Origin of the sequence: Flavobacterium sp. (genome assembly GCF_024642105.1) — a bacterium.
Classification (GTDB): domain Bacteria; phylum Bacteroidota; class Bacteroidia; order Flavobacteriales; family Flavobacteriaceae; genus Flavobacterium.
The window spans coordinates 47,165-68,959 of sequence record NZ_JAHEBT010000003.1 but is presented as its reverse complement, the minus strand read 5'-3'; the positions used below and the strand labels follow the sequence as shown (position 1 = coordinate 68,959).

At 34.0% G+C, this 21,795-nt stretch carries 19 protein-coding genes and 1 other RNA gene; 12 read left to right on the top strand and 8 right to left on the bottom strand.

The window, feature by feature from the left end; genetic code table 11:
- The 3 genes from Q0L65_RS01700 to bshA all read left to right on the top strand — a co-directional run bounded on the left by Q0L65_RS01700 (position 1) and on the right by bshA (position 4,828).
- Positions 1-3,009 carry a glycoside hydrolase family 3 N-terminal domain-containing protein gene (locus tag Q0L65_RS01700; RefSeq protein ID WP_296682728.1) on the top strand — a complete coding sequence of 1,003 codons (3,009 nt, stop codon included), beginning with the start codon at positions 1-3 and terminating at the stop codon, positions 3,007-3,009.
- A 4-nt stretch (positions 3,010-3,013) separates the two neighbouring features.
- Positions 3,014-3,610 (top strand): phosphatase PAP2 family protein, encoded by a 597-nt coding sequence (locus tag Q0L65_RS01695; protein ID WP_296682726.1) that lies wholly within the window; start codon positions 3,014-3,016, stop codon positions 3,608-3,610.
- Between the two features lie 84 nt (positions 3,611-3,694).
- A complete protein-coding gene (gene bshA / locus Q0L65_RS01690) occupies positions 3,695-4,828 on the top strand; it encodes an N-acetyl-alpha-D-glucosaminyl L-malate synthase BshA (RefSeq protein ID WP_296682725.1) in 1,134 nt (377 codons plus the stop codon).
- Between the two features lie 43 nt (positions 4,829-4,871).
- Here bshA and Q0L65_RS01685 read toward each other — a convergent pair whose 3' ends face one another.
- Positions 4,872-5,345: a hypothetical protein gene (locus Q0L65_RS01685; protein ID WP_296682723.1), complete on the bottom strand. Its 474-nt coding sequence runs from the start codon at positions 5,343-5,345 to the stop codon at positions 4,872-4,874.
- A gap of 189 nt (positions 5,346-5,534) precedes the next feature.
- Here Q0L65_RS01685 and aroC point away from each other — a divergent pair, with 189 nt between their 5' ends.
- Both aroC and Q0L65_RS01675 read left to right on the top strand, forming a co-directional pair.
- Entirely contained in the window at positions 5,535-6,599 is a 1,065-nt protein-coding gene (gene aroC, locus Q0L65_RS01680) for a chorismate synthase (RefSeq protein WP_296682722.1), read from the top strand.
- A 97-nt stretch (positions 6,600-6,696) separates the two neighbouring features.
- Positions 6,697-7,965, top strand: a complete 1,269-nt coding sequence (locus Q0L65_RS01675) for a cation:dicarboxylase symporter family transporter (protein WP_296682720.1) — start codon at positions 6,697-6,699, stop codon at positions 7,963-7,965.
- Between the two features lie 69 nt (positions 7,966-8,034).
- Here the strand turns inward: Q0L65_RS01675 and Q0L65_RS01670 are convergent, their stop codons facing one another.
- The 4 genes from Q0L65_RS01670 to Q0L65_RS01655 all read right to left on the bottom strand — a co-directional run bounded on the left by Q0L65_RS01670 (position 8,035) and on the right by Q0L65_RS01655 (position 11,317).
- Positions 8,035-8,226, bottom strand: a complete 192-nt coding sequence (locus Q0L65_RS01670; RefSeq protein WP_296682719.1) for a hypothetical protein — start codon at positions 8,224-8,226, stop codon at positions 8,035-8,037.
- A 108-nt stretch (positions 8,227-8,334) separates the two neighbouring features.
- Positions 8,335-8,793: an Hsp20/alpha crystallin family protein gene (locus Q0L65_RS01665; RefSeq protein WP_296682717.1), complete on the bottom strand. Its 459-nt coding sequence runs from the start codon at positions 8,791-8,793 to the stop codon at positions 8,335-8,337.
- A gap of 136 nt (positions 8,794-8,929) precedes the next feature.
- Positions 8,930-10,180, bottom strand: coding sequence for a DEAD/DEAH box helicase (locus Q0L65_RS01660; RefSeq protein WP_296682716.1), 1,251 nt, complete (start codon positions 10,178-10,180; stop codon positions 8,930-8,932).
- 72 nt (positions 10,181-10,252) lie between these two features.
- Entirely contained in the window at positions 10,253-11,317 is a 1,065-nt protein-coding gene (locus tag Q0L65_RS01655; protein WP_296682714.1) for a formimidoylglutamase, read from the bottom strand.
- 107 nt (positions 11,318-11,424) lie between these two features.
- On the opposite strand from Q0L65_RS01655, the gene Q0L65_RS01650 reads away from it, so the two are divergent.
- A complete protein-coding gene (locus Q0L65_RS01650) occupies positions 11,425-12,300 on the top strand; it encodes a hypothetical protein (protein WP_296682713.1) in 876 nt (291 codons plus the stop codon).
- A 71-nt stretch (positions 12,301-12,371) separates the two neighbouring features.
- Here Q0L65_RS01650 and Q0L65_RS01645 read toward each other — a convergent pair whose 3' ends face one another.
- Positions 12,372-13,421, bottom strand: a complete 1,050-nt coding sequence (locus Q0L65_RS01645; RefSeq protein ID WP_296682711.1) for a glutaminyl-peptide cyclotransferase — start codon at positions 13,419-13,421, stop codon at positions 12,372-12,374.
- 88 nt (positions 13,422-13,509) lie between these two features.
- Here Q0L65_RS01645 and ffs point away from each other — a divergent pair.
- From ffs to fsa, 3 genes are all read left to right on the top strand, one after another.
- Positions 13,510-13,607, top strand: an RNA gene (gene ffs / locus Q0L65_RS01640) — signal recognition particle sRNA small type.
- 107 nt (positions 13,608-13,714) lie between these two features.
- On the top strand, positions 13,715-14,518 hold the full coding sequence (locus tag Q0L65_RS01635; protein ID WP_296682709.1) for an SDR family oxidoreductase: 804 nt from the start codon (positions 13,715-13,717) through the stop codon (positions 14,516-14,518).
- 121 nt (positions 14,519-14,639) lie between these two features.
- Complete coding sequence (fsa, locus tag Q0L65_RS01630; RefSeq protein WP_296682708.1) at positions 14,640-15,296, top strand: fructose-6-phosphate aldolase; 657 nt, start codon at positions 14,640-14,642, stop codon at positions 15,294-15,296.
- 199 nt (positions 15,297-15,495) lie between these two features.
- Here the strand turns inward: fsa and Q0L65_RS01625 are convergent, their stop codons facing one another.
- Entirely contained in the window at positions 15,496-16,035 is a 540-nt protein-coding gene (locus tag Q0L65_RS01625; RefSeq protein ID WP_296682706.1) for a hypothetical protein, read from the bottom strand.
- 546 nt (positions 16,036-16,581) lie between these two features.
- A complete protein-coding gene (locus tag Q0L65_RS01620) occupies positions 16,582-18,243 on the bottom strand; it encodes an MFS transporter (protein WP_296682705.1) in 1,662 nt (553 codons plus the stop codon).
- A gap of 254 nt (positions 18,244-18,497) precedes the next feature.
- Here Q0L65_RS01620 and Q0L65_RS01615 point away from each other — a divergent pair, with 254 nt between their 5' ends.
- The 3 genes from Q0L65_RS01615 (at position 18,498) to Q0L65_RS01605 (ending at position 21,740) form a co-directional block, all read left to right on the top strand.
- Positions 18,498-20,114 (top strand): ATP-binding cassette domain-containing protein, encoded by a 1,617-nt coding sequence (locus Q0L65_RS01615; RefSeq protein WP_296682703.1) that lies wholly within the window; start codon positions 18,498-18,500, stop codon positions 20,112-20,114.
- Positions 20,115-20,232: 118 nt separating this feature from the next.
- Positions 20,233-20,772 carry a bifunctional pyr operon transcriptional regulator/uracil phosphoribosyltransferase PyrR gene (gene pyrR, locus Q0L65_RS01610; protein WP_296682701.1) on the top strand — a complete coding sequence of 180 codons (540 nt, stop codon included), beginning with the start codon at positions 20,233-20,235 and terminating at the stop codon, positions 20,770-20,772.
- 41 nt (positions 20,773-20,813) lie between these two features.
- Positions 20,814-21,740 carry an aspartate carbamoyltransferase catalytic subunit gene (locus tag Q0L65_RS01605; protein WP_296682700.1) on the top strand — a complete coding sequence of 309 codons (927 nt, stop codon included), beginning with the start codon at positions 20,814-20,816 and terminating at the stop codon, positions 21,738-21,740.
- Positions 21,741-21,795 lie beyond the last annotated feature (55 nt).

Genomic DNA, 21,795 nt, shown 5'->3' with positions numbered 1-21,795 from the left:
ATGAAAACTTTCTTGTTAAGAACTGGACTCTACTTGTCGTTGTTATTTTTGGTGGCCAATTGTGGGATTATCAAAAATAAGTTCTTAACCCATTCCAAAGTGACGCTTCAAAAACCAGAAATATCGGATTTTGAAGAAGTCTATATCCCGCAGCTTAAATCGGAAAGAAAAAACTTTTTTAAAGACTCAGATGCCGAAACCCATTGGGTTGACAGTATTTATGGTCAAATGACGCTCGAAGAAAAAGTAGGGCAGTTGTTTATGGTGGCGGCGTATTCTAATAAAGACACAACGCATACTAATGCAATTGAGAAATTAATTCGAAATCAAAAAATCGGAGGGGTAATCTTCTTTCAAGGAGGGCCTTTGCGTCAAGCCAATTTAACTAACCGTTATCAATCCAAATCTAAAGTACCTTTATTTGTTGGAATCGATGCTGAATGGGGGTTGAGCATGCGATTGGACTCTACGTATCGTTATCCTTGGAACATGACTTTGGGTGCCATCAAAGATTTGAAACTGATTGAAAAAGTAGGTGAATTGATGGGTAAAGAAAGTAATAGAATGGGAGTTCACTTTAATTTTGCTCCAGTTTTAGACATCAATACCAATCCGAAAAATCCGATTATTGGCAATCGTTCTTTTGGTGAAAACAAAGTCAATGTCACGGAAAAAGCCATTGCTTTGATGAATGGAGTACAAAACCAAGGAGTCTTTTCAACAGGAAAACATTTTCCAGGTCACGGAGACACTGCGATAGATTCCCATTTAGGATTGCCAACCGTTACTTCCTCTCGCGAACATTTGGACGTGGTCGAGTTGTATCCGTACAAACGTATGTTCGACGAAGGTTTAGTCTCAGTAATGGTAGGACATTTGGATGTTCCAAGTTTAGAGTTTCGTCAAAATTTCCCTTCTTCTATTTCGTATAACGTAGTGACCAATTTACTGCAGAAAGAATTGGAATTTGACGGTTTGATTTTTACTGATGCCTTAAATATGAAAGGAATTAGTAAATACAGAAAGCCAGGTGAATTAGAATTGGATGCACTATTAGCAGGAAATGATATTTTATTATTTCCAGAAAACGTGCCTTTGGCTGTAGAAACAATTTCAAAAGCGTATCAAGAAAATGCATTGTCTGAAGAACGTTTGGCTTTATCCATTAAGAAAATTTTAAAATACAAGTTCAAAGCAGGCTTAAATCATTATAAATCGATTGCCATTCCTAATTTGATTAGTGATATTAATCCAGTCGAAAATGAAGCTTTGCAATACCAATTGTATGAAAATGCAACAACAGTTCTTAAAAATGGAGGAGATATACTGCCAATTAAAGATTTGGTAAATAATAAAATTGCTTATGTGAAATTAGGTGACGATACGAACGCTTCTTTTATTTCTACATTAAAAAAATATGCAGATGTTACCGAGGTTACAGCTCCTACAATTGATAGCTTGAATGTGAAATTGAAAGAGTTTAGTACGGTAATTGTAGGCTATCATAAGGCCGACAAGCCATGGAAGAACAACGACTTTACTTCCAATGAGTTGATTTGGCTTCAAGAAATTGCACGGAATAATAGAGTGATTTTAGATGTTTTTGCAAAGCCTTATTCGCTCTTGCCTTTAGCCAATTATACTGAAATTGAAGGATTGATTGTGTCGTATCAAAACAATGATATTGCCCAACAAGTAGGTGCAGAATTAATTTTTGGAGCTATCGAAGCCAAAGGAAAATTACCAGTTTCTATAAACGATAATTTCAAAGTAAACGACGGCCTTTCAACAGATAAATTAAACAGATTGGGTTTTACTGCTCCAGAAAATGTGGGTATGAGCTCTGTGAAATTAACTAAGATTGATGCCTTGGTACAAAAAGCAATTACTGGGAAAATGACTCCAGGAGCTCAAGTTGTAGTGGCTCGAAAAGGAAAAGTGATTTATCAAAAAGCTTTTGGGAATTACACCTATGATTCGGATGTGAAAGTAACTAATGAAACCATTTTTGATGTAGCTTCTGTGAGCAAGATTATAGGAACATTGCCCAATGTGATGCAGCAGTATGACCAACAAAAAGTGAATTTAGAATCTACTTTGGGTTCGATGGTACCCATTTTTGCTAATTCGGATAAAAAAGACATTCGGTTTAAAGAATTATTATCTCATTACGCAGGGTTAGTTTCTTGGGTTCCATTTTACAAAGCTACTTTAGATGCAAAAGATAAGCCTTTAGCAAAATACTATAGAAAAATAGCCGATTCACAATTCTCAAAGCAAGTCGCTGATAGTCTATTTATACGAAATGATTATCATGATACGATTATGAAAATTATAGTTGACAGTAAGTTATCTGTTAAAAAGGAATACAAGTACAGTGATTTTACCTTTATTATTTTAGGAAATTATTTAGAAAGACTAACAGGAAAAACTTTAGATGTTCTGGCTACGGAACAATTTTTCAAACCCTTAGGTGCAACGAATACGTTTTATAATCCTTTGCAAAAAATTGACAAAAACCAAATAGCCCCAACTGAAATAGATTCGTATTTCCGCCACCAAAAAATTCAAGGTTATGTTCATGATATGGCAGCTGCTATAGAGGGTGGAGTTGCAGGACACGCAGGAGTTTTTTCAAATGCTATGGATATAGCCAAAATAATGCAAATGTATTTGCAAAAAGGAAATTATGGCAACCAACACTACTTTTCGACTAAGACTTTTGACGATTTTAATACCTGTTATTTTTGCGCAGAAGGAAATCGTAGAGGTTTAGGATTTGACAAACCCCAACTCAGCGGAGATAGTCCAACTTGTGGTTGTGTTTCAAAGTCCAGTTTTGGACATACTGGATTTACAGGAATTATAGCTTGGGCCGATCCAGTGACTGAAATTGTTTATGTTTTTATATCGAATAGAACGTATCCAACAAATCCTGTAAACATTCTTTCGAAAGAGCATATTCGAGAAGACATTCAAAAAGTCATTTCAGAGGCAATAATAAATTAAAAATATGAAGAAATTTAATTGTATCATTTTTTTGTTTTTAAGCATTGTTTTAGGAAATGCACAAAATCTAGATATTGATTTATTGAAAAAAATTAATATCAATAGAAATACGACATTAGATCCTGCATTTAAAATAATTACAAATTCTGCAGTTCCAATAAGTATAGCAACACCTGTAGTGATTTATTCAATTGGTTTGATTCAAAAGGATTCATTAATGAAACAAAAAGCCTTGTTTATTGGAGAAACGTTTTTGGCTTCTGCTTTTGTGACAATAGCTTTAAAAGAAATAATTCAAAGAGAAAGACCGTATGTGAATCATCCTGAAATAATTCCTCATTCTTTAGAAGGGAGTTATTCAATGCCATCGGGGCATACTTCAACTGCATTTGCAACAGCAACGTCTTTGAGTATGGCCTATCCTAAATGGTATGTAGTTGTGCCTTCTTTTGTTTGGGCAAGTTCTGTAGGCTATTCACGGATGCATTTGGGGGTTCATTATCCTTCAGATGTTTTAATTGGCGCTTTGGTTGGAAGTGGAGCAGCTGTTCTTACGCACAAAGCAAATCAATGGCTAAATAGGAAACATAAAAAGAATTAATAGTAATTCGTATTGTAATTTCTTTCCTAATATTCTGAAAAAGCAGATTTAATTTCAGTAAATTCGTATTCTTAAATTATATCAATGAGAATAGCAATAGTTTGTTATCCCACATTTGGAGGAAGTGGAGTTGTGGCGACTGAATTAGGTCTTGAATTGGCTCGCCGTGGTCATGAAATCCATTTTATAACCTACAGTCAACCAGTTCGTTTAGCGCTTTTAAATCCCAATGTACATTACCACGAAGTAAACGTGCCTGAATATCCCTTATTTCACTACCAACCGTATGAATTGGCTCTGTCAAGCAAATTAGTTGATATGGTAAAGTTGTATAAAATTGAAGTGCTCCACGTACACTATGCAATTCCTCATGCCTATGCAGGTTATATGGCAAAACAAATGCTAAAAGATGAGGGAATTGACATTCCTATGGTTACTACACTTCACGGCACTGATATTACCTTGGTAGGGAATCATCCGTTTTATAAACCAGCAGTAACTTTTAGTATCAATAAATCAGATTTTGTAACATCAGTTTCACAAAGTTTGAAAGACGATACACTTAAATTATTCAATATTAAAAATGAAATTCAAGTAATTCCTAATTTCATTGAATTGGATCAAATTGAAAAAGAAGATAAAACACCTTGTCAACGTTCAGTTATGGCCAATGAAGAGGAGCGAATTATTACTCATATTAGTAATTTTAGAAAAGTAAAACGCATTCCAGATATTATTAAAATATTCCATGCTATTCAAAAAGAGATTCCAGCTAAATTAATGATGGTAGGTGATGGGCCTGAAAAAGAAAAAGCAGAGTATTTATGCCAAGAATTAGGAATTTTGGATAAAGTTATCTTCTTCGGAAATAGTAACGAAATTGACAAAATTTTATGCCAAACGGACTTGTTTTTACTGCCTTCAAAAACAGAAAGCTTTGGATTAGTTGCTCTAGAAGCGATGGCATGTGGAGTACCTGTAATATCAAGTAATGCAGGTGGTTTGCCAGAAGTAAATAGAGATGGTTTTTCAGGGTATTTAAGTGAAGTAGGTGATATTAAAGGAATGACTAAAAATGCGTTGAAAATACTAAAAGACGACGCAGTACTGGCGGAGTTTAAGAAAAATGCTTTAGTTACAGCACGGCAATTTGATATTAAAAAAATTCTACCGCTATACGAAGAGTTATACCGTAGAGCAATTGCTAAATATTCATAAATTAAAAATGCCACTTTTTAAAGTGGCATTTTTATTTATTACATTAGAATTTATATCTAATTCCTAAAGCAATATCTCCACCATAATTATTGTTAAAATAGCCGTTTCCACCAAATTCAGGTCGGTAGTCTAAAGAAAGTAAAACAGGAGCGTCTTTGAAATTATATTCAATTCCGACATCTCCAGCTACAAAAGCAAAACTACCACTACTACCGGAAGTACTCCAACTTCCTAAACCAGCTCCAGCACCGGCATACCAATTGAAATTGTTGTCAATTTCCCATAGCCATTGGTAAATTCCAGTTAATTTGAAAGCGCTCACATCGTGATTATTTCTCCAACCTAAATCAGCTTCTAATCGATTGTTCTTAGATAAACCTTTTTGGTAAGAGATTTCAGCACCAAAACCATTGTTGTCTCCCAAACGCAATCCTAAAGCATTTTTTGAAATTTCTTGAGCCTGTGCAGTAAACCCTAATCCCATTAGTAGTACCGCTGATACAATTAATTTTTTCATAGTCATTTATTTTTATCTAATTTAATCAAAAAACGCACCAAAAAGGAATAAATTGTGTTGTTTCTTTATTTAAAGTTGCTATTTTTTAGTTATTAAAAAGAAAATTAATTAGTTACCTCAAGAAAAACTTTAAACCTTAAATTTTTAAACTTTAAACTAAAATGGTACTTTTGTTCAAAACTAATTATAATGGCAGGAAATAGCTACGGCACACTATTTAGAGTTACTACTTTTGGAGAATCACACGGAGAAGCTTTAGGCGGAATTATAGACGGATGCCCTCCAGGTGTTACAATAGATTTAGAAGCAATCCAATTTGAAATGTCAAGAAGAAAACCGGGGCAATCGGCTATTGTTACTCAACGTAAAGAACCAGATGATGTTCAGTTTCTTTCTGGTATTTTTGAAGGGAAAACAACTGGTACTCCAATTGGTTTTATTATTCCCAATACCAATCAAAAATCAGACGATTACTCTCATATAAAAGATAATTACAGACCCAGTCATGCCGACTATGTTTACGACCAAAAATACGGTTTTAGAGATTATCGTGGAGGAGGAAGAAGTTCGGCTCGTGAAACAGCGAGTAGAGTAGTAGCGGGTGCAATTGCAAAGCAAATGCTACCTGAAATTAAAATTAATGCTTACGTTTCTTCAGTAGGTCACATCCATTTGGATAAAAAGTACCAAGAGTTAGATTTCTCAAAAATTGAAAGCAATCCCGTTCGTTGTCCTGATGAAAAATCAGCGGCAGAAATGGAAGAATATATTCGTGAAATTCGCAAGCAAGGAGATACTGTTGGAGGAGTGGTGACTTGTGTTATCCAAAATGTTCCAGTAGGATTGGGTGAGCCTGTTTTTGATAAATTGCATGCCGAATTAGGTAAAGCCATGCTTTCTATCAATGCTGTAAAAGGATTTGAATTCGGAAGTGGTTTTTGTGGTGCCGAAATGAAAGGTAGTGACCACAATGATTTGTATTTTGCAGACGGAACAACTAAAACCAATCTATCAGGCGGAATCCAAGGAGGAATCAGTAATGGAATGGATATTTATTTCCGAGTAGCGTTCAAGCCCGTTGCTACTATTATGCAAAAACAAGACGCTTTGGATAACAAAGGAAATATTGTTGAAATGACAGGTAAAGGCCGTCATGATCCATGCGTAGTACCTCGTGCAGTACCTATTGTTGAGGCAATGGCAGCTATTGTTTTAGCTGATTTTCATTTGATAAACAAAACCTATACTAAATAGTAGGAGCTATTTCCTGCTGTGCGCTATATCTTAGCCAGCGAACCCCGCTGTCAAAGGATGCCGCTTCCATCAGGGCTAACCAAAAACCAATAGTAAAATGAAAGAAAATACCAATAAAAATTCGTTCTTTTCAGGGCTGACAGGACAAATTCTGACAGCAATGATTTTAGGTGCTGTATTAGGAATTGTTATTCATACTAATTGCACTGACGAAATAGCGCAATCATTTAGTGCTAAAATCAAAATGTTAGCAACAGTTTTTATCCGTTTGGTACAGATGATTATTTCCCCTCTAGTATTTACAACTTTGGTTGTAGGTATCGCTAAATTAGGGGATATTAAAGCCGTTGGACGAATTGGAGGAAAAGCATTGGGTTGGTTTTTTACCGCTTCTTTTATTTCGTTATTGCTAGGAATGTTTTTTGTGAATGTTTTAGAACCAGGAGTAGGTTTGAATTTGTCTAATATTGATTTAACAACTGCTTCAGAGGTTACTGCTAAAACCCAAACGTTGTCTTTCGAAAATTTTATCGAACATATTGTTCCTAAAAGTATTTTTGAAGCTATGGCTACCAATGAAATTCTGCAAATTGTTATTTTTTCAATTTTCTTTGGTTTGGCTGCGGCAGCTATTGGAGATAATGTTAAACCAGTAATAAATGCATTGGATAAGACATCGCATATTGTTTTAAAGATGGTTAATTACGTGATGAAATTTGCGCCTATTGGTGTATTTGGTGCCATTGCAGGAGTTTTTGCTGTAAGAGATTTTCAAGAATTAGCAATTACTTATTTCAAATATTTTGGCTCATTCTTAATTGGTATTACCTCTTTATGGACGGTATTGATTTTGATTGGATATATCTTTTTGAAGTCTAGAATGACCATTTTGTTAAAGAGAATTATGAATCCCTTGATTGTTGCTTTTGGAACAACAAGTAGCGAGGCTGTTTTTCCTAAGTTAACCGAGGAGTTAGAACGTTTTGGTGTAAAAGATAAAATAGTTTCATTTATGCTTCCTCTTGGGTATTCTTTTAATTTAGATGGAAGTATGATGTACATGACTTTTGCTAGTATATTCATTGCTCAGGCATACGGAGTTCATTTGGATTTAGGAACACAGATGACAATGCTTTTAGTCTTGATGCTTACGAGTAAGGGAATTGCGGGTGTGCCAAGAGCTAGTTTAGTGGTGGTTGCGGCTACTTGTGGTATGTTTGACATTCCAGTTGAAGGTATTGCATTGATTTTGCCAATTGACCATTTTTGTGACATGTTCAGAACAGCAACCAATGTTTTAGGAAATGCCTTAGCAACTTCCGTTGTTGGTCAATGGGAAGCAGATAAAGAAGAAATCGCAGACTAACTTTTTAGCGATTATAAAAATATAAACAGAAATCTCTTTTTGGGGCTTCTGTTTTTTTATTGCATACTATCAAATAAACAAAGGATCATTTTCCTGAGAATACATCTGAGACAATAAAAAATAAGTATCATCCAAGTGGTCTTTAGTAGTATGCCTTTTAGATTTTTTTGAAGGTTTCAGTAATTCATTTTTTTTAATCTCTAGCGATCTAAAATTACCCATTATTTTTGCTTTTTTCAGGATGTATTTTGCAGTATTCATAATAGTGTTTTTAATATTATTTGAAATAAATCGAATCGCCACGCCTTAGGCAAAGACGCAACGATTCTACTGTAAATAAGGACTCAGTAGTATTCTTATTTACAATTTTTATTGGATAGCAATGGTTTTAGCGGTTTTCTTCGCACTACCCTCTTTTTTGGCAATTTCTACATGAAGGATACCGTCTTTATAGTTCGCTTGAATTTTATTTTCGTCAATATATTCAGGCAAAGCAAAAGATCTAAAAAAAGACTGGTAATTAAATTCTTTTCGAATGTAATTGTCTTTTTTTCTAGATTCTTCTTTTTCTTCTTGTTTTTCAGAAGAAATAAGGAGTGTGTTATTATCGATTTCGACTTTGAAATCTTCTTTTTTCATTCCAGGAGCCGCTAGCTCTACTTGTAATTTATTATCTGTTTCTTTTAAGTTTACAGACGGTAAATTACTACCAATGGATGAGAAATTTCTGTCTGTCCAATCGAAGATATCTCTTGAAAATAAATCATCGATTAGATTGGTTGTTGGGATTAACGGCAACAAGCTTTTTCTTTTTACTAAAGTTTCCATACTAATAAAGTTTAATTGTTTGTTATTAAGAGCAACAAACTTAATTAAGATATTAATTTATGGAATCGTATTTAACATATAAAACGTTGTAAATTAGCTTATTGTCGTTTAAGTGTAAAATAAAAAAACGTTGGTATTAATACCAACGTTTTTTGTTTTGTTTTGAAGCACTTGATTTTCTTGATTTATGAGCTCCACCACTTCGATTGGAGTTTTTGGGTTTCTCTGTAATCGCATTAGGACTTCCTGAATGCCAAGGATACGGATGATCAGCAATGATTTTGACATCCACTTTAATTAGTTTTTGAATGTCTTTCCAATACGGTTCTTCATCTTTACTACAAAATGAAATCGCAATTCCACCATTTCCAGCACGACCTGTTCTACCAATTCGGTGAACGTACGTTTCAGGAATATTAGGTAAATCAAAATTAATTACAAAGGGTAATTGGTCAATGTCAATCCCACGCGCAGCAATATCTGTAGCTACAAGTACACCGACTTCTTTATTTTTGAACGCTTCTAATACTCGTTGTCTTGCGTTTTGCGATTTGTCACCGTGAATCGCTTCAGCAGCAATATTGTTTTTACGCAATGCTTTAACCACATTATCAGCTCCGTGTTTGGTTCTCGAAAAAACTAGTACATCGGATAAATTTTCATTTTTAATTAAATGATAAAGTAAATTTCTTTTTTCTGTCTTTTCGACAAAATAAATACGTTGTTCTACTTTTTCGGCAGTCGACGAAACAGGAGAGACTTCCACTTTAGCGGGGTCTTTTAAAAACATTTCGGCAAGTTCTCTAATAGCAATTGGCATAGTAGCCGAGAATAGTAACGTTTGTCTGTTTTTTGGCGTAAGCTTTACAATCTTTTTTACATCATTGATGAAACCCATGTCGAGCATTTGGTCTGCTTCGTCAAGAACTAAAGTGTGTAAATGATCTAAATTGATAAATCCTTGTTTGTGTAAGTCCAATAATCTTCCAGGTGTAGCAATGACAACATCAACTCCTTTTTTTAAGGTATCTACTTGCGGAATCTGAGAAACACCACCAAAAAGGGTGATTTGAGTCAGATTAGTATATTTGGCATAAGTATCAAAATTTTGACCAATTTGAACTGCTAATTCACGGGTTGGCGTTACAATTAAAGCTCTAATTTCTTTAGCTTTTTTTGACGAACCTACAATTCGGTGTAATTGATGAATAATTGGAATGGCAAATGCAGCCGTTTTTCCAGTCCCTGTTTGCGCACATCCAATTAAATCTCTACCTGCTAATACTAACGGAATCGATTGTTCTTGAATAGGAGTGGGGTGTGTATAACCTTCTTCATAGACGGCTTTTTGGATACTTTTTGAAAGTGATAAATCTTCGAATAACATATTTTTGATATTAAATATGCTGTAATATGTACAGCAATACTTGGCAAAGATAGTGTTATTATTTTTGATGCATTAGTTTTGTAATTCTTCAGGTTGAGGATTTACTTTTTCATTATTGGATTTTATGAAATCAGTAATTAAATGCCCGATAATTTTACCAATTAGATGATCGTTTTTTTCTTCGCCTAAATCTGGAGCGCCTTCGCAAAGGTGCAAGTAAGTGGCGTTTTGAAATTTTCCAAAGAAAGAAACAAATCGTCGTAGTTCTTCTATTGAAAAACCAGTAAGTGTCATTGTACTGCTAGCAATATTAGGTATAGCTCCTAAGTCTATTTCTAGACCAAAAGCCTCTTGATTGATAAAATCTAAAGCTTGAACCATTTCATAATCAAATTCTTTTTCTTTTCTAATATTGATGCTGTCATAAGTAACATATCGAACACGATCTTCGATTTTCTTCAACGTATCTAAAACACTTTTGGAAGTGTAGTTTTCATGTAAACCAAAAATAAAATATTTTTTCAAGAAACCTTCTTCGTAAGCATAGGAGAAAGCATTACCGCTGTGACGTCCTTCTAATATTCTAAAATCAGAATTAGCATCAAAATTAATAGCATTGATAGGTTTTCCTTTAGCTAACGCAGTTCCTTTTATGTTACCGTAGGCATTATTGTGCCCACCTCCAATAATAATAGGTGTTTTTCCTAGTTTTACAATATTGAAAATAATATGCGAAACTTCTTTATCAATTTTCTTGACTAATTGACTTAGTTTAGATCGGTCATCAATATCGTTGAAATCTAAATGTTCCACTTCTACCATTTCATTAGCAACATTGAGTTGACCTAGGATGACAATTTGGTTTCCTTTACAAAATCGGTTGTGCTGAATGTTAGCGATACTTTTTATAGCACTATTCCATGCAGAGGCTGCTCCAGGTCTACCGTAATTAGCTCTAATTCCAATATCTTCGGGGATTCCCAATACTACATATTTAGCTTCGCAAGTAGCAAGAAATTCTAATGGTTCTATTCCTTTAGGTACAGTAATCATTTTCTCTCCAAATTTAATTTCCCCATTTCGATGGTTGGTAATTTTGCCGAGATCCGTTATTGTGAAAGGAATTAGTTTATCCATAATAAAAATTAATTTTTACCAAAAATACTATAAATGTCTTAAAATACGTTGTGTCATAAGGATATATTATTATTTTTGTAAAAACTATTAAACTATAAAATTAAAAAATGGAAAATCAAAAAAGCAACTCAAATTTAAAAGCAGTAGTAATTGTATTACTATTATTACTTTTAGGAAGTTTAGGTTACATTTTTAAAATGTCGACCGATGCTGAAATTGTAAGAACAGAATTAAAAACTACTTTGACTGAGAAAGAATCAGTGATGAAAGATTTGCAAGAGTTAAAAGCAACGTATGATGCTGCTATTGCAGAAAATACTACGATGTCCGAAGAATTAATCAAAGAAAGAGATAAAGTAGTAGCGCTTATGGAAGATTTAAAAAAATCTAACGGAGACGTTTCTAAATTTAAAACGCAATTGACTTTATTGCAAAATAATATGAAAGTCTTGATTGCTGAGAACGATAATTTGAAAAAACAAAATGTTACTTTAACTACACAACGTGATAGTACAAGAGTAGTATTAGTAGAGTCTAAAAAAGCGAATGAAGCTTTAACAGCTCAAAATTCAGATTTAGCTAAAACAGTTGAAAAAGGGTCTGTATTAACTGTTTTGAACACTAAAGGTGCTGCTTATAAAGTGAGAAGCTCTGGAAAACAAATTGAAACTGAAAAAGCAAATAGAGCTGACGTACTTAAAGTAAGTTTTACCATTGCTGAAAATAAAATTGCTAAATCAGGAACTAAAACATATTATGTTCAAGTAATTGATAGCGAGAATAATGTTGTTGGAGACAAAAAGACAGAATCTTTTGGATCTAAATCGTTAACATATAGTTTTACAACTAATGTGAAATATGAGAATAAAACGATCGATGTTTCTGAAGACTTAGCTGGAAAAAAATTCGCTAAAGGAACTTATTTTGTGAATGTTTTTGACAAAGATGAATTGGTTTCTAAAACTAGTTTTTCTTTGAGATAACAATCAATCAAGTTATTAATAAAAAAGGGAGCAATTTGCTCCCTTTTTTTATGCTATTTAAATGATAGCTTTTATTCTGAAACTTTAATTTCAAATAGCTTATCCCAATTTTTACCTGTTACAAATAGTGTTTTAGTTTTAGGATTGTAAGCAATTCCGTTGAGTACTTCAGCGGTTGGATTTTTCACAAATTTTCGTAGACCAGATAAATCCAAAATTCCTTCAACAGCTCCATTTAATGGGGTTATAATTGCAATGGCATCTTTTTGCCAAACGTTAGCATAAATTTGACCATTAATCCATTCTAATTCGTTGATTGATTTTATTTTAGCATTTCCAGAATAAACATTAATATAATCTACCATTTTCAAAGAGTTAGGATCCATTTTCCAAATTTTTTCGGTACCGTCCGTTTGGTAAATGTACTTGCCATCATTTGTCATTCCCCAACCTTCAATGTCTTTCTCATAAGTAAAGGTTTTTTCTAATTTCAATGTAGTCGCATTGTATATAAATCCTGTTTTTTCCTGCCAAGTAAGTTGGTATAATTTATTGTTGACAAAGGTGATTCCTTCTCCAAAGTACTTAGCATCTAAATTGTTTTGTTTGAATATTTTACCTGTTTTATAATCGTATTTTCTAAAATAAGAAGCTCCTTTTTGGCCTGTACTTTCAAATAAAGTGTCATTATGAAATTCAAGACCTTCTGTGAAAGAAGCTGTGTCGTGAGCAAAAGTGTTTACAATAGAATACTTCAATAATTTAGGCTGTACATTGGAAACTAATTCTACTCGGTCACTAGCTTCGGTGTTTTCTCCTTCAAAGTAAATAATAGCTTTCAGATTTTGATAGCCAAGTTTCTGATTTTTAAAGGCAAAAGGTAGTTTATCTAATCCTTTTGTAGTACCAATTTTAGTTTCGTTTACATAATACACAACACTATCAACCGTTTTTGAATTAGGATTTAACAGATTTAATTCGATGGATTCTTGAGGCTGGTATTGTGCTTTAAATTGGTTTGTATCAAAAGTAAATAAGGTGTTGTTTTCTTTTTTAGCTCCTCCACAGTTGGATAAAATCAACCCTAATAAAATGATAAATAAGAAGTTATACTTTTTCATAGTGTAATATTTGAATGCTCGAATATACAACCTTATTTTATTAGTAGCAATGCACTTGCAAAAATATAAAAAGGTTGTATATTTGCACCGGCAAGTCCTACACGACCAGCTCCTGCAGACTCCCCCAGGATGGGAACATAGCAAGGGTAAGCGGTTGAGCGGTGCGATGTAGGTCGCTTGCCATTTTTTATGAATCTTCCATTAGGAAGATTTTTTTGTTTTAGGGGTATTCAGAACTTCTTTTTTGAGTATTTTTATAGTCTAAAGCATTTATAACAAATTGATACATTCGGATGAGTAAAGTAGTTTTAATTACAGGAGGATCTTCGGGAATAGGGAAGTCTATTGGAACGTTATTAAGCCAAAAAGGATTCACTGTATACGGAACGAGTAGAAATCCTGAGAAGGTTTCAAACGCTGTTTTTCCATTGATTGCATTGGATGTTCGAGATGCTGCTTCAATTCAGTCAGCAGTAGCTACAATCATTCAAGAAGCGGGGAGATTAGATATTGTAATTAATAATGCCGGTGTGGGTATCACAGGTCCTTTGGAAGAAATTCCAATGGAGGAAATCAAAAACAATTTTGAAACTAATTTCTTTGGTCCTATCGAAGTAATGAAAGCGGCATTACCTCAAATGCGCGCTCAACAATCAGGACTGATTATTAATATTACCTCTATTGCAGGCTATATGGGATTGCCGTACCGAAGTGTATATTCGGCTTCCAAAGGGGCTTTGGAATTAATAACGGAAGCGTTGCGAATGGAAGTGAAGTCGTTTGGAATTCAAATTACGAATGTGGCTCCGGGTGATTTTGCTACCAATATTGCAGCAGGACGTTTTCATGCACCAGTGGTTCAAGGTTCGGCTTACGAGAAAGTATATGCAGGAGTTTTACAAACCATGGATGCACACGTTGATAGTGGTAGCAATCCGAATGAAATGGCTGAAGCACTATATCAAATTATTCAAAATCCTAATCCTAGAATTCATTACAAAGTAGGCGTTTTTATGCAAAAATTCTCGATTGTTTTGAAAAGAATACTACCCGATAAAGTCTATGAAAAAATGCTGATGAATCATTATAAGTTGTAATTTTGCACCGAATTTGCGTGAGGGATTGCAGTGAAAATCCTTTTTCAAAGAAGGAGATTGCAACGTAAAGCCCGACCCTTGTGGTCACGCCCAAATACTAACACATAACAAATAGATACATATGAAATTTTTTATTGACACGGCTAATTTAGCTCAGATTAAAGAAGCACAAGCTTTAGGTGTTTTGGATGGAGTAACTACGAATCCGTCATTAATGGCAAAAGAAGGAATTACTGGTAAAAACAACATCTTGAAACACTATGTTGACATTTGCAACCTGGTAGATGGCGATGTAAGTGCCGAAGTGAATGCTTTGGATTTTGAAGGAATGATTAAAGAAGGAGAAGAGTTAGCTGATTTACACGAACAAATCGTGGTAAAATTGCCCATGACTAAAGAAGGAGTGATGGCGGCTAAATATTTTTCGGATAAAGGTATTAGAACGAATGTTACTTTGGTTTTTTCTGCAGGACAAGCATTGTTAGCTGCTAAAGCTGGGGCTACTTATGTTTCTCCGTTCATTGGTCGTTTGGATGATGTTTCTACAGATGGATTGGCGCTTATTGAAGAAATTCGTTTAATCTATGATAATTACGGATTTGAAACTCAAATTTTAGCAGCTTCTGTACGCCATACGATGCATATTATGAATTGTGCTAAAATTGGTGCCGATGTAATGACAGGACCACTTTCGGCTATCTACGGATTGTTGAAACATCCATTAACCGATATTGGATTAGCACAGTTTGTAGCTGATTTTGAAAAAGGGAATAAATAATAGTTTCCTTTTATAAATAAAAAAATCCCATCAATGATGGGATTTTTTTGGTTTTGGAGTTTAATGTTTTGGGGCGCTTTGCGTTCGGGAGGGTTTCGGACTACAAAGTATTAAATTATTACTAATGTTCATCAAGAGTACAAAACTACAAGTTTGTACGTCAGTCCGCCTGATGCAAAGGCTGTGTTAGCTGCTGGCTTTATTCTTCTTTTAAGGTCGTTCCTAATATTTTTAATGTATTTGATAATTCTATAAATGAAGGTAAAAGCTTCTTTAGTTCAGCCTTGTCTTTTGTCGATAATACAGATGTCACAATTGTCGATTTACATTCGATTACCAAAATAACTTCATTTCTACCATTCGGATAGTCGTAAGTAATTGTCAAATAGTTACCAGTTAAATAATCATTAGCTTTAATGTTGTCAAATTGTTGTTTTAAAGTGTCAATTTTTACACCATCAAATTTATCAGATATGTTATCATTGTTCCCTTTCACCCAACCGCTCAATTCGGGCTTGCTATTGTAATCAATTCCATAAACGTATATGTAAGTTTCATTACTTACATCCTTCACGTCTGGTTTAATAAAAAATGGCAATTGGTCATTTTGTGCTTGAATCCAATTTTTAGGAATGTCAACAAAAATTGTATGTTTTTGTCCAACTATCATTTTTGATTGTCCAAATGTTTGTCCTACAAATAGAATTGACAAAATAAATGCTGATAGATATTTCTTCATTGTGTCTATGTTATTTTTGTTTTAAGCTTGCAGTTAACTTATTTATATGCTCAGTTTCTTGCTCTTTTGTTGAGCATGGCTAACTAATTTTTATAACTCAGTTACAGAGTATTTCAAATGTAGCAATTTATTTTAATTTTTAAAATGTAACAATTTGAAAATGTAACGATGAAAAGGAGTTTAGTCTTATATTTCCTTATATTCCTTATATGGTTATTGAATTTACGATTTACGATATTAGATTTACGAAAATTAGCCACTGAAATGAATTCAGGGTAACAAGTCTTTTGTTGAGTAGAACTATATTTCCTTAATATGGTTATTGAATTTACGATTTACGATATTAGATTTACGAAAATTAGCCACTGAAATGAATTCAGGGTAACAAGTCTTTTTGAGTAGAAATTATATTTTCGTATATGCCTTATTAATATACGATTTACGATATTAGATTTACGAACCCGTAGCTTCGGGATGATTCAAAAAAAACCTCCAAATAGCGATGGCTCTTTGGAGGTAGGTTTGGTTTTGGTTAGTTGCGTATTTTTAGTGTCCACCACCCACTTCGATATCGTGACCGATACCTTGTTTTTCTAAAATTCCGATTACTTTCCAGCCGTAGAATGCTATAAATGCAAAACATAGAACAGGAATAAAATACGAAGTATGAATTCCAATTACATCGGCTAATTTACCCTGTAATGGTGGAATAATTCCTCCACCTAAAATCATCATGACTAAGAATGCAGCTCCTTGAGAAGTATATTTTCCTAAGCCCGCAATTCCTAAAGAGAAGATACAAGGCCACATAATACTCAAGAATAAACCACCACTCATAAAAGCAAAAATAGCAATTGTTCCAGTTGTAAGTAAACCAATTAGCATTGCAATTGCTCCCAATAATCCAAAAATCATCAATGTTCTTGATGGTTGGTCTTTACCTAGGAAGAAACCAACAATTTGGAATACAATTACAAATGCATAGGCATACAATGGCGTAATATCTTGTCCAGAAATAGCATTAGCAGTCAATACAACACCAAAAGCTACATACGGTACTACAATAAGCAATATCTTTCTCATTTGTGAAGACGGATTGAAAACCGAAATAGCTCCAGCCCAACGTCCAATCATTAAACTTCCCCAATACATAGACATAAATGGTGCAAGTCCTGGACCTGTAATAGCTCCAAAATCTTCTGTTTTTAGCAATTCTCCTAAATTACTACCAATACTTACTTCTACACCTACATAAGAGAATAGAGCAAGCATTCCTAATACTAATTGAGGGTATTTCATAGCGCCCCATCCTTCAGGATTTTTTTGAGCGGTAGCATTAGCAAATAAAAGCCCAATTACAACCACTAATAAAGTAGAGATAGTAAGTCCTAATCCTAAATAATCGACTTCTTTGTTTTCAATAAAACGAGTAATAAATTCTGGATCTTCGTAACGAGAAAAAATGTACCCAAAAATAACCACTAATAATGCAGTAATTGCAATAAGTGTTTTTAAGGCTTTGTTTGCTGTTTCAAAAGAGTCATCACTTTTTCCAGCAGGTAATTTTTTTGAAAAATGAAATAAGGCGGCTGCCAATAAAAACAATCCACCTACGGCCATGTATAAGGTAATCATAGAATCTAGCGAGTCTGCTTTTTGTGCAAATTCTTCAATACTTACCCCTGAAATTACTCCAAAAAGTGCAAATGACACTACGATTGGCCCAATAGTAGTTCCTAACGAGTTAATTCCCCCCGCCAAATTCAATCGGCTAGATGCAGTGTGAGGTTCTCCTAAAGAAGCAGCAAAAGGTTGTGCCGAAGTTTGTTGTAGAGAGAATCCTAAAGCAACAATGAATAAAGCGCCTAAAATAAATAAATAACTCCCTTGAATTACGGCTAGAATCATTAATGCAGCACCAAACGTACTAATCAATAATCCATAAATGATTCCTTTTTTGAATCCCCATCCGTTTAATATATCTCTTTTGGCAGCACTACTAAAAATAAAAAGGAGTAAAGCTCCTATGTAATACGCCCCATAAAAAGCAAAGTCAATTAACTGACTTTGGAATTGATCTAATCCGAATTTAGCTTTACAAAAAGGGATAAAAACACCGTTTGATGCTCCAATAAATCCCCAAAAGAAGAAAACCGTGATTAAGGTTGAAAGAGCAGAATTGTTTGCTCTAGTCTGTTCTGAATTCATTTTTGTTTTGGTTTTTGGTTATAAAAATTAATTGCTGTAAGAGTGTAAAAGTATTTGTTACTTAAATTAAAAAAAAATAAATTGGAATAAATATTGTTAAAATTGTAGAATAAATGGTTTTTGATTGTAAACACTGCTTTTCTTCTAATATATACTACAACAAAAATTGATTTTAGTATTCCATTTGCGCTCTTAGAATTTAAACGCAATACTATTTAGATTTTTGCTACTTTTGCAAAAAAATTAAAGACATTATGTTATCAGTTAATAATCTATCAGTTCAATTTGGCAAGCGAATTTTATTCGACGAAGTAAATACCACCTTTACTCAAGGCAATATTTATGGTGTAATTGGAGCCAATGGTGCTGGAAAATCTACCTTTTTAAAGATCATCTCTGGCGAAATGGATCCCACTTCGGGACACATTCATTTAGAACCAGGAAAACGTATGTCGGTTTTGAACCAAAATCATAATATGTTTGACGAATTTACGGTTTTGGAAACCGTAATGATGGGGAACAAGGTTTTGTATGCCGTTAAAAAAGAAATGGATGAATTGTACTTAGATTATAACGATTCTAATGCCGATAGAATAGGAGAGTTGCAAGTGCAATTTGAGGAAATGAACGGTTGGAATGCTGATTCGGATGCGGCGTCTATGCTTTCTAATTTGGGTATTACAGAAGACAATCATTATACTGTAATGGGAGATTTAGAAGGAAAAATGAAAGTTCGTGTGCTTTTGGCACAAGCTCTTTTCGGAAATCCTGATGTATTGATTATGGATGAGCCTACCAATGATTTGGATTTTGAAACCATCGCTTGGTTAGAGAATTTCTTGGCTAATTATGAGAATACGGTAATTGTGGTGTCTCACGACCGTCACTTTTTGGATGCAGTTTGTACGCATATTTCAGATATTGATTTTGGAAAAATCAACCATTATTCAGGAAACTATACGTTTTGGTACGAGTCAAGTCAGTTAGCGGCAAAACAACGTGCGCAACAAAACAAAAAAGCAGAGGAAAAGAAACAAGAATTGGAAGAATTTATTCGTCGTTTTTCTGCGAATGTCGCTAAATCAAAACAAGCAACTTCTCGTAAAAAGATGATTTCTAAATTGAATATTTCAGAAATTAAACCGTCAAGTCGTCGTTATCCCGCGATTATTTTTGACCAAGATCGTGAAGCGGGAGACCAAATTCTGAATGTAGAAAATTTAAGTGCTTCTATTGATGGAGAAGTTCTATTCAAAGGAGTGGATTTGAATATGGCAAAAGGAGATAAGATTGTTCTTTTCTCTAAAGATTCACGTGCTACGACTGCTTTTTATGAAATTTTAAACGGCAATCAAAAAGCGGATTCAGGAACTTATGATTGGGGAATTACTACCAATCAAGCGTATTTACCAGCTGAAAATCATTCGTATTTTGAGAATGATTTGACTTTGGTAGATTGGTTGCGTCAATGGGCAAAAACGGAAGAAGAAAGAGACGAAGTGTTTATTAGAGGTTTCTTAGGAAAAATGATTTTCTCAGGAGAAGAAGCATTAAAAACAAGCCGAGTGTTATCTGGAGGAGAAAAAGTACGTTGTATGTTGTCTCGTATGATGATGGAGCGCGCTAATATTTTGATGTTAGATGAACCAACCAATCACTTGGATTTGGAGTCGATTACAGCGTTCAATAATTCGTTAAAAAACTTTAAAGGTTCAGTTATATTTACTACTCATGACCATGAGTTTGCACAAACTGTGGGTAATAGAGTAGTGGAGTTAACACCCAATGGAGCAATTGACCGTTACATGACTTTTGATGATTATTTAGATGATGAAAAAGTACAGGAATTAAGAACGAAAATGTATTCTTAAATAGTTTAAAAAGCCTTGAATTTTCAAGGCTTTTTTTTAGCTAATTTTTCTGTGATTTTTAATTATCAATCATAAAACAGAATTTGTATATTTGCCTAACCAAACATTACACTTTACCATGAGTCAAAAAGTATTACTTACTGCAAAAGAAGTTACTATCATACTGCATCGTTTGGCTTGTCAATTAATTGAAAAACACTTGGATTTCTCGGATACTATTTTAGTTGGAATCCAGCCTAGAGGTGTTTTCTTGGCAGAACGTTTAAAAGAAATTTTAGAAAAAGAATACCAAACACCAGCGATCACTTTGGGTTATTTGGACATCACTTTTTTTAGAGATGATTTCAGAAGAACCGAAAAACCGTTAGAGGCAAATAAGACCAATATCAATTTTATAGTTGAAAACAAAAAAGTCATTTTTATTGACGATGTGTTGTTTACTGGGCGAAGTATTCGTTCGGCTTTAACTGCTATTCAATCTTTTGGAAGACCTTCTGAAATTGAATTATTGGTATTAATTGATCGACGTTTTAGCCGTAATTTACCAATTCAGCCTGATTATAGAGGAAGACAGGTAGATGCCATAAACGACGAAAAAGTAAAAGTGTGTTGGAAAGAAAATGATGGAGAAGACGGAGTATATTTAATTACCAATTAAGTAGAAAGTCAATCATTAAAAAATTATAATTGTAAAGAAAAATGAAAGAATTAAGCGTAAATCATTTATTAGGAATAAAATACATTAACAAAAATGATATTGACTTAATTTTTGAAACCGCAGATCATTTTAAGGAAGTTATCAATAGACCCATTAAGAAAGTTCCTTCTTTACGAGACATTACCATTGCCAACATCTTTTTTGAAAATAGTACCCGAACCAAACTTTCTTTTGAATTAGCCCAAAAACGATTGTCAGCTGATGTGATTAGTTTTTCGGCAGCACAGTCTTCTGTTAAGAAAGGGGAAACACTCATCGATACCGTAAATAATATCCTTTCCATGAAAGTAGATATGGTGGTGATGCGTCATGCCAATCCAGGTGCGGCTTACTTCTTATCTAAAAATGTAAAAGCAAGTATTGTTAATGCAGGAGATGGTGCACACGAACACCCAACCCAAGCCTTGTTAGATAGTTATTCAATACGTGAAAAATTAGGTGATGTAGCGGGGAAAAAAGTAGTAATTGTGGGCGATATTTTGCACTCTCGTGTGGCTTTGTCTAACATCTATGCTTTGCAAATGCAAGGAGCAGAGGTAAAGGTATGTGGACCAAAAACATTGATTCCAAAACACATCGAATCACTTGGAGTGACAGTTGAGTCTAACCTACGTAAAGCGCTTGAATGGTGTGATGTAGCTAATATGTTGCGAGTACAAAACGAACGTATGGACGTGAATTATTTTCCTTCTACAAGAGAATATGCGCAGCAATATGGAGTAGATAAAAATCTTTTGGACTCGCTAAACAAAGAGATTGTAATTATGCACCCAGGACCTATCAATCGTGGAGTTGAAATTACAAGTGATGTTGCCGACTCTCAACAATCGGTTATTTTAGACCAAGTAGAAAATGGAGTAGCTATCCGAATGGCGGTTATTTATCTTTTGGCTTCAAAAATCCAATAATTTCATACTAATTACGTAAATTAGTTCGTTTCAAATTAACTGTATTATGCAGTTG

Coding starts and splice junctions, on each gene's coding strand:
- Q0L65_RS01635 (WP_296682709.1), top strand. CDS start 13,715: ATGAGTAAAGTAGTTTTAATTACAGGAGGATCTTCGGGAATAGGGAAG.
- Q0L65_RS01650 (WP_296682713.1), top strand. CDS start 11,425: ATGGAAAATCAAAAAAGCAACTCAAATTTAAAAGCAGTAGTAATTGTA.
- Q0L65_RS01695 (WP_296682726.1), top strand. CDS start 3,014: ATGAAGAAATTTAATTGTATCATTTTTTTGTTTTTAAGCATTGTTTTA.
- Q0L65_RS01625 (WP_296682706.1), bottom strand. CDS start 16,035: ATGAAGAAATATCTATCAGCATTTATTTTGTCAATTCTATTTGTAGGA.
- Q0L65_RS01655 (WP_296682714.1), bottom strand. CDS start 11,317: ATGGATAAACTAATTCCTTTCACAATAACGGATCTCGGCAAAATTACC.
- pyrR (WP_296682701.1), top strand. CDS start 20,233: ATGAGTCAAAAAGTATTACTTACTGCAAAAGAAGTTACTATCATACTG.
- Q0L65_RS01620 (WP_296682705.1), bottom strand. CDS start 18,243: ATGAATTCAGAACAGACTAGAGCAAACAATTCTGCTCTTTCAACCTTA.
- bshA (WP_296682725.1), top strand. CDS start 3,695: ATGAGAATAGCAATAGTTTGTTATCCCACATTTGGAGGAAGTGGAGTT.
- Q0L65_RS01675 (WP_296682720.1), top strand. CDS start 6,697: ATGAAAGAAAATACCAATAAAAATTCGTTCTTTTCAGGGCTGACAGGA.
- Q0L65_RS01645 (WP_296682711.1), bottom strand. CDS start 13,421: ATGAAAAAGTATAACTTCTTATTTATCATTTTATTAGGGTTGATTTTA.
- fsa (WP_296682708.1), top strand. CDS start 14,640: ATGAAATTTTTTATTGACACGGCTAATTTAGCTCAGATTAAAGAAGCA.
- Q0L65_RS01670 (WP_296682719.1), bottom strand. CDS start 8,226: ATGAATACTGCAAAATACATCCTGAAAAAAGCAAAAATAATGGGTAAT.
- Q0L65_RS01605 (WP_296682700.1), top strand. CDS start 20,814: ATGAAAGAATTAAGCGTAAATCATTTATTAGGAATAAAATACATTAAC.
- Q0L65_RS01685 (WP_296682723.1), bottom strand. CDS start 5,345: ATGAAAAAATTAATTGTATCAGCGGTACTACTAATGGGATTAGGGTTT.
- Q0L65_RS01700 (WP_296682728.1), top strand. CDS start 1: ATGAAAACTTTCTTGTTAAGAACTGGACTCTACTTGTCGTTGTTATTT.
- Q0L65_RS01660 (WP_296682716.1), bottom strand. CDS start 10,180: ATGTTATTCGAAGATTTATCACTTTCAAAAAGTATCCAAAAAGCCGTC.
- Q0L65_RS01665 (WP_296682717.1), bottom strand. CDS start 8,793: ATGGAAACTTTAGTAAAAAGAAAAAGCTTGTTGCCGTTAATCCCAACA.
- aroC (WP_296682722.1), top strand. CDS start 5,535: ATGGCAGGAAATAGCTACGGCACACTATTTAGAGTTACTACTTTTGGA.
- Q0L65_RS01615 (WP_296682703.1), top strand. CDS start 18,498: ATGTTATCAGTTAATAATCTATCAGTTCAATTTGGCAAGCGAATTTTA.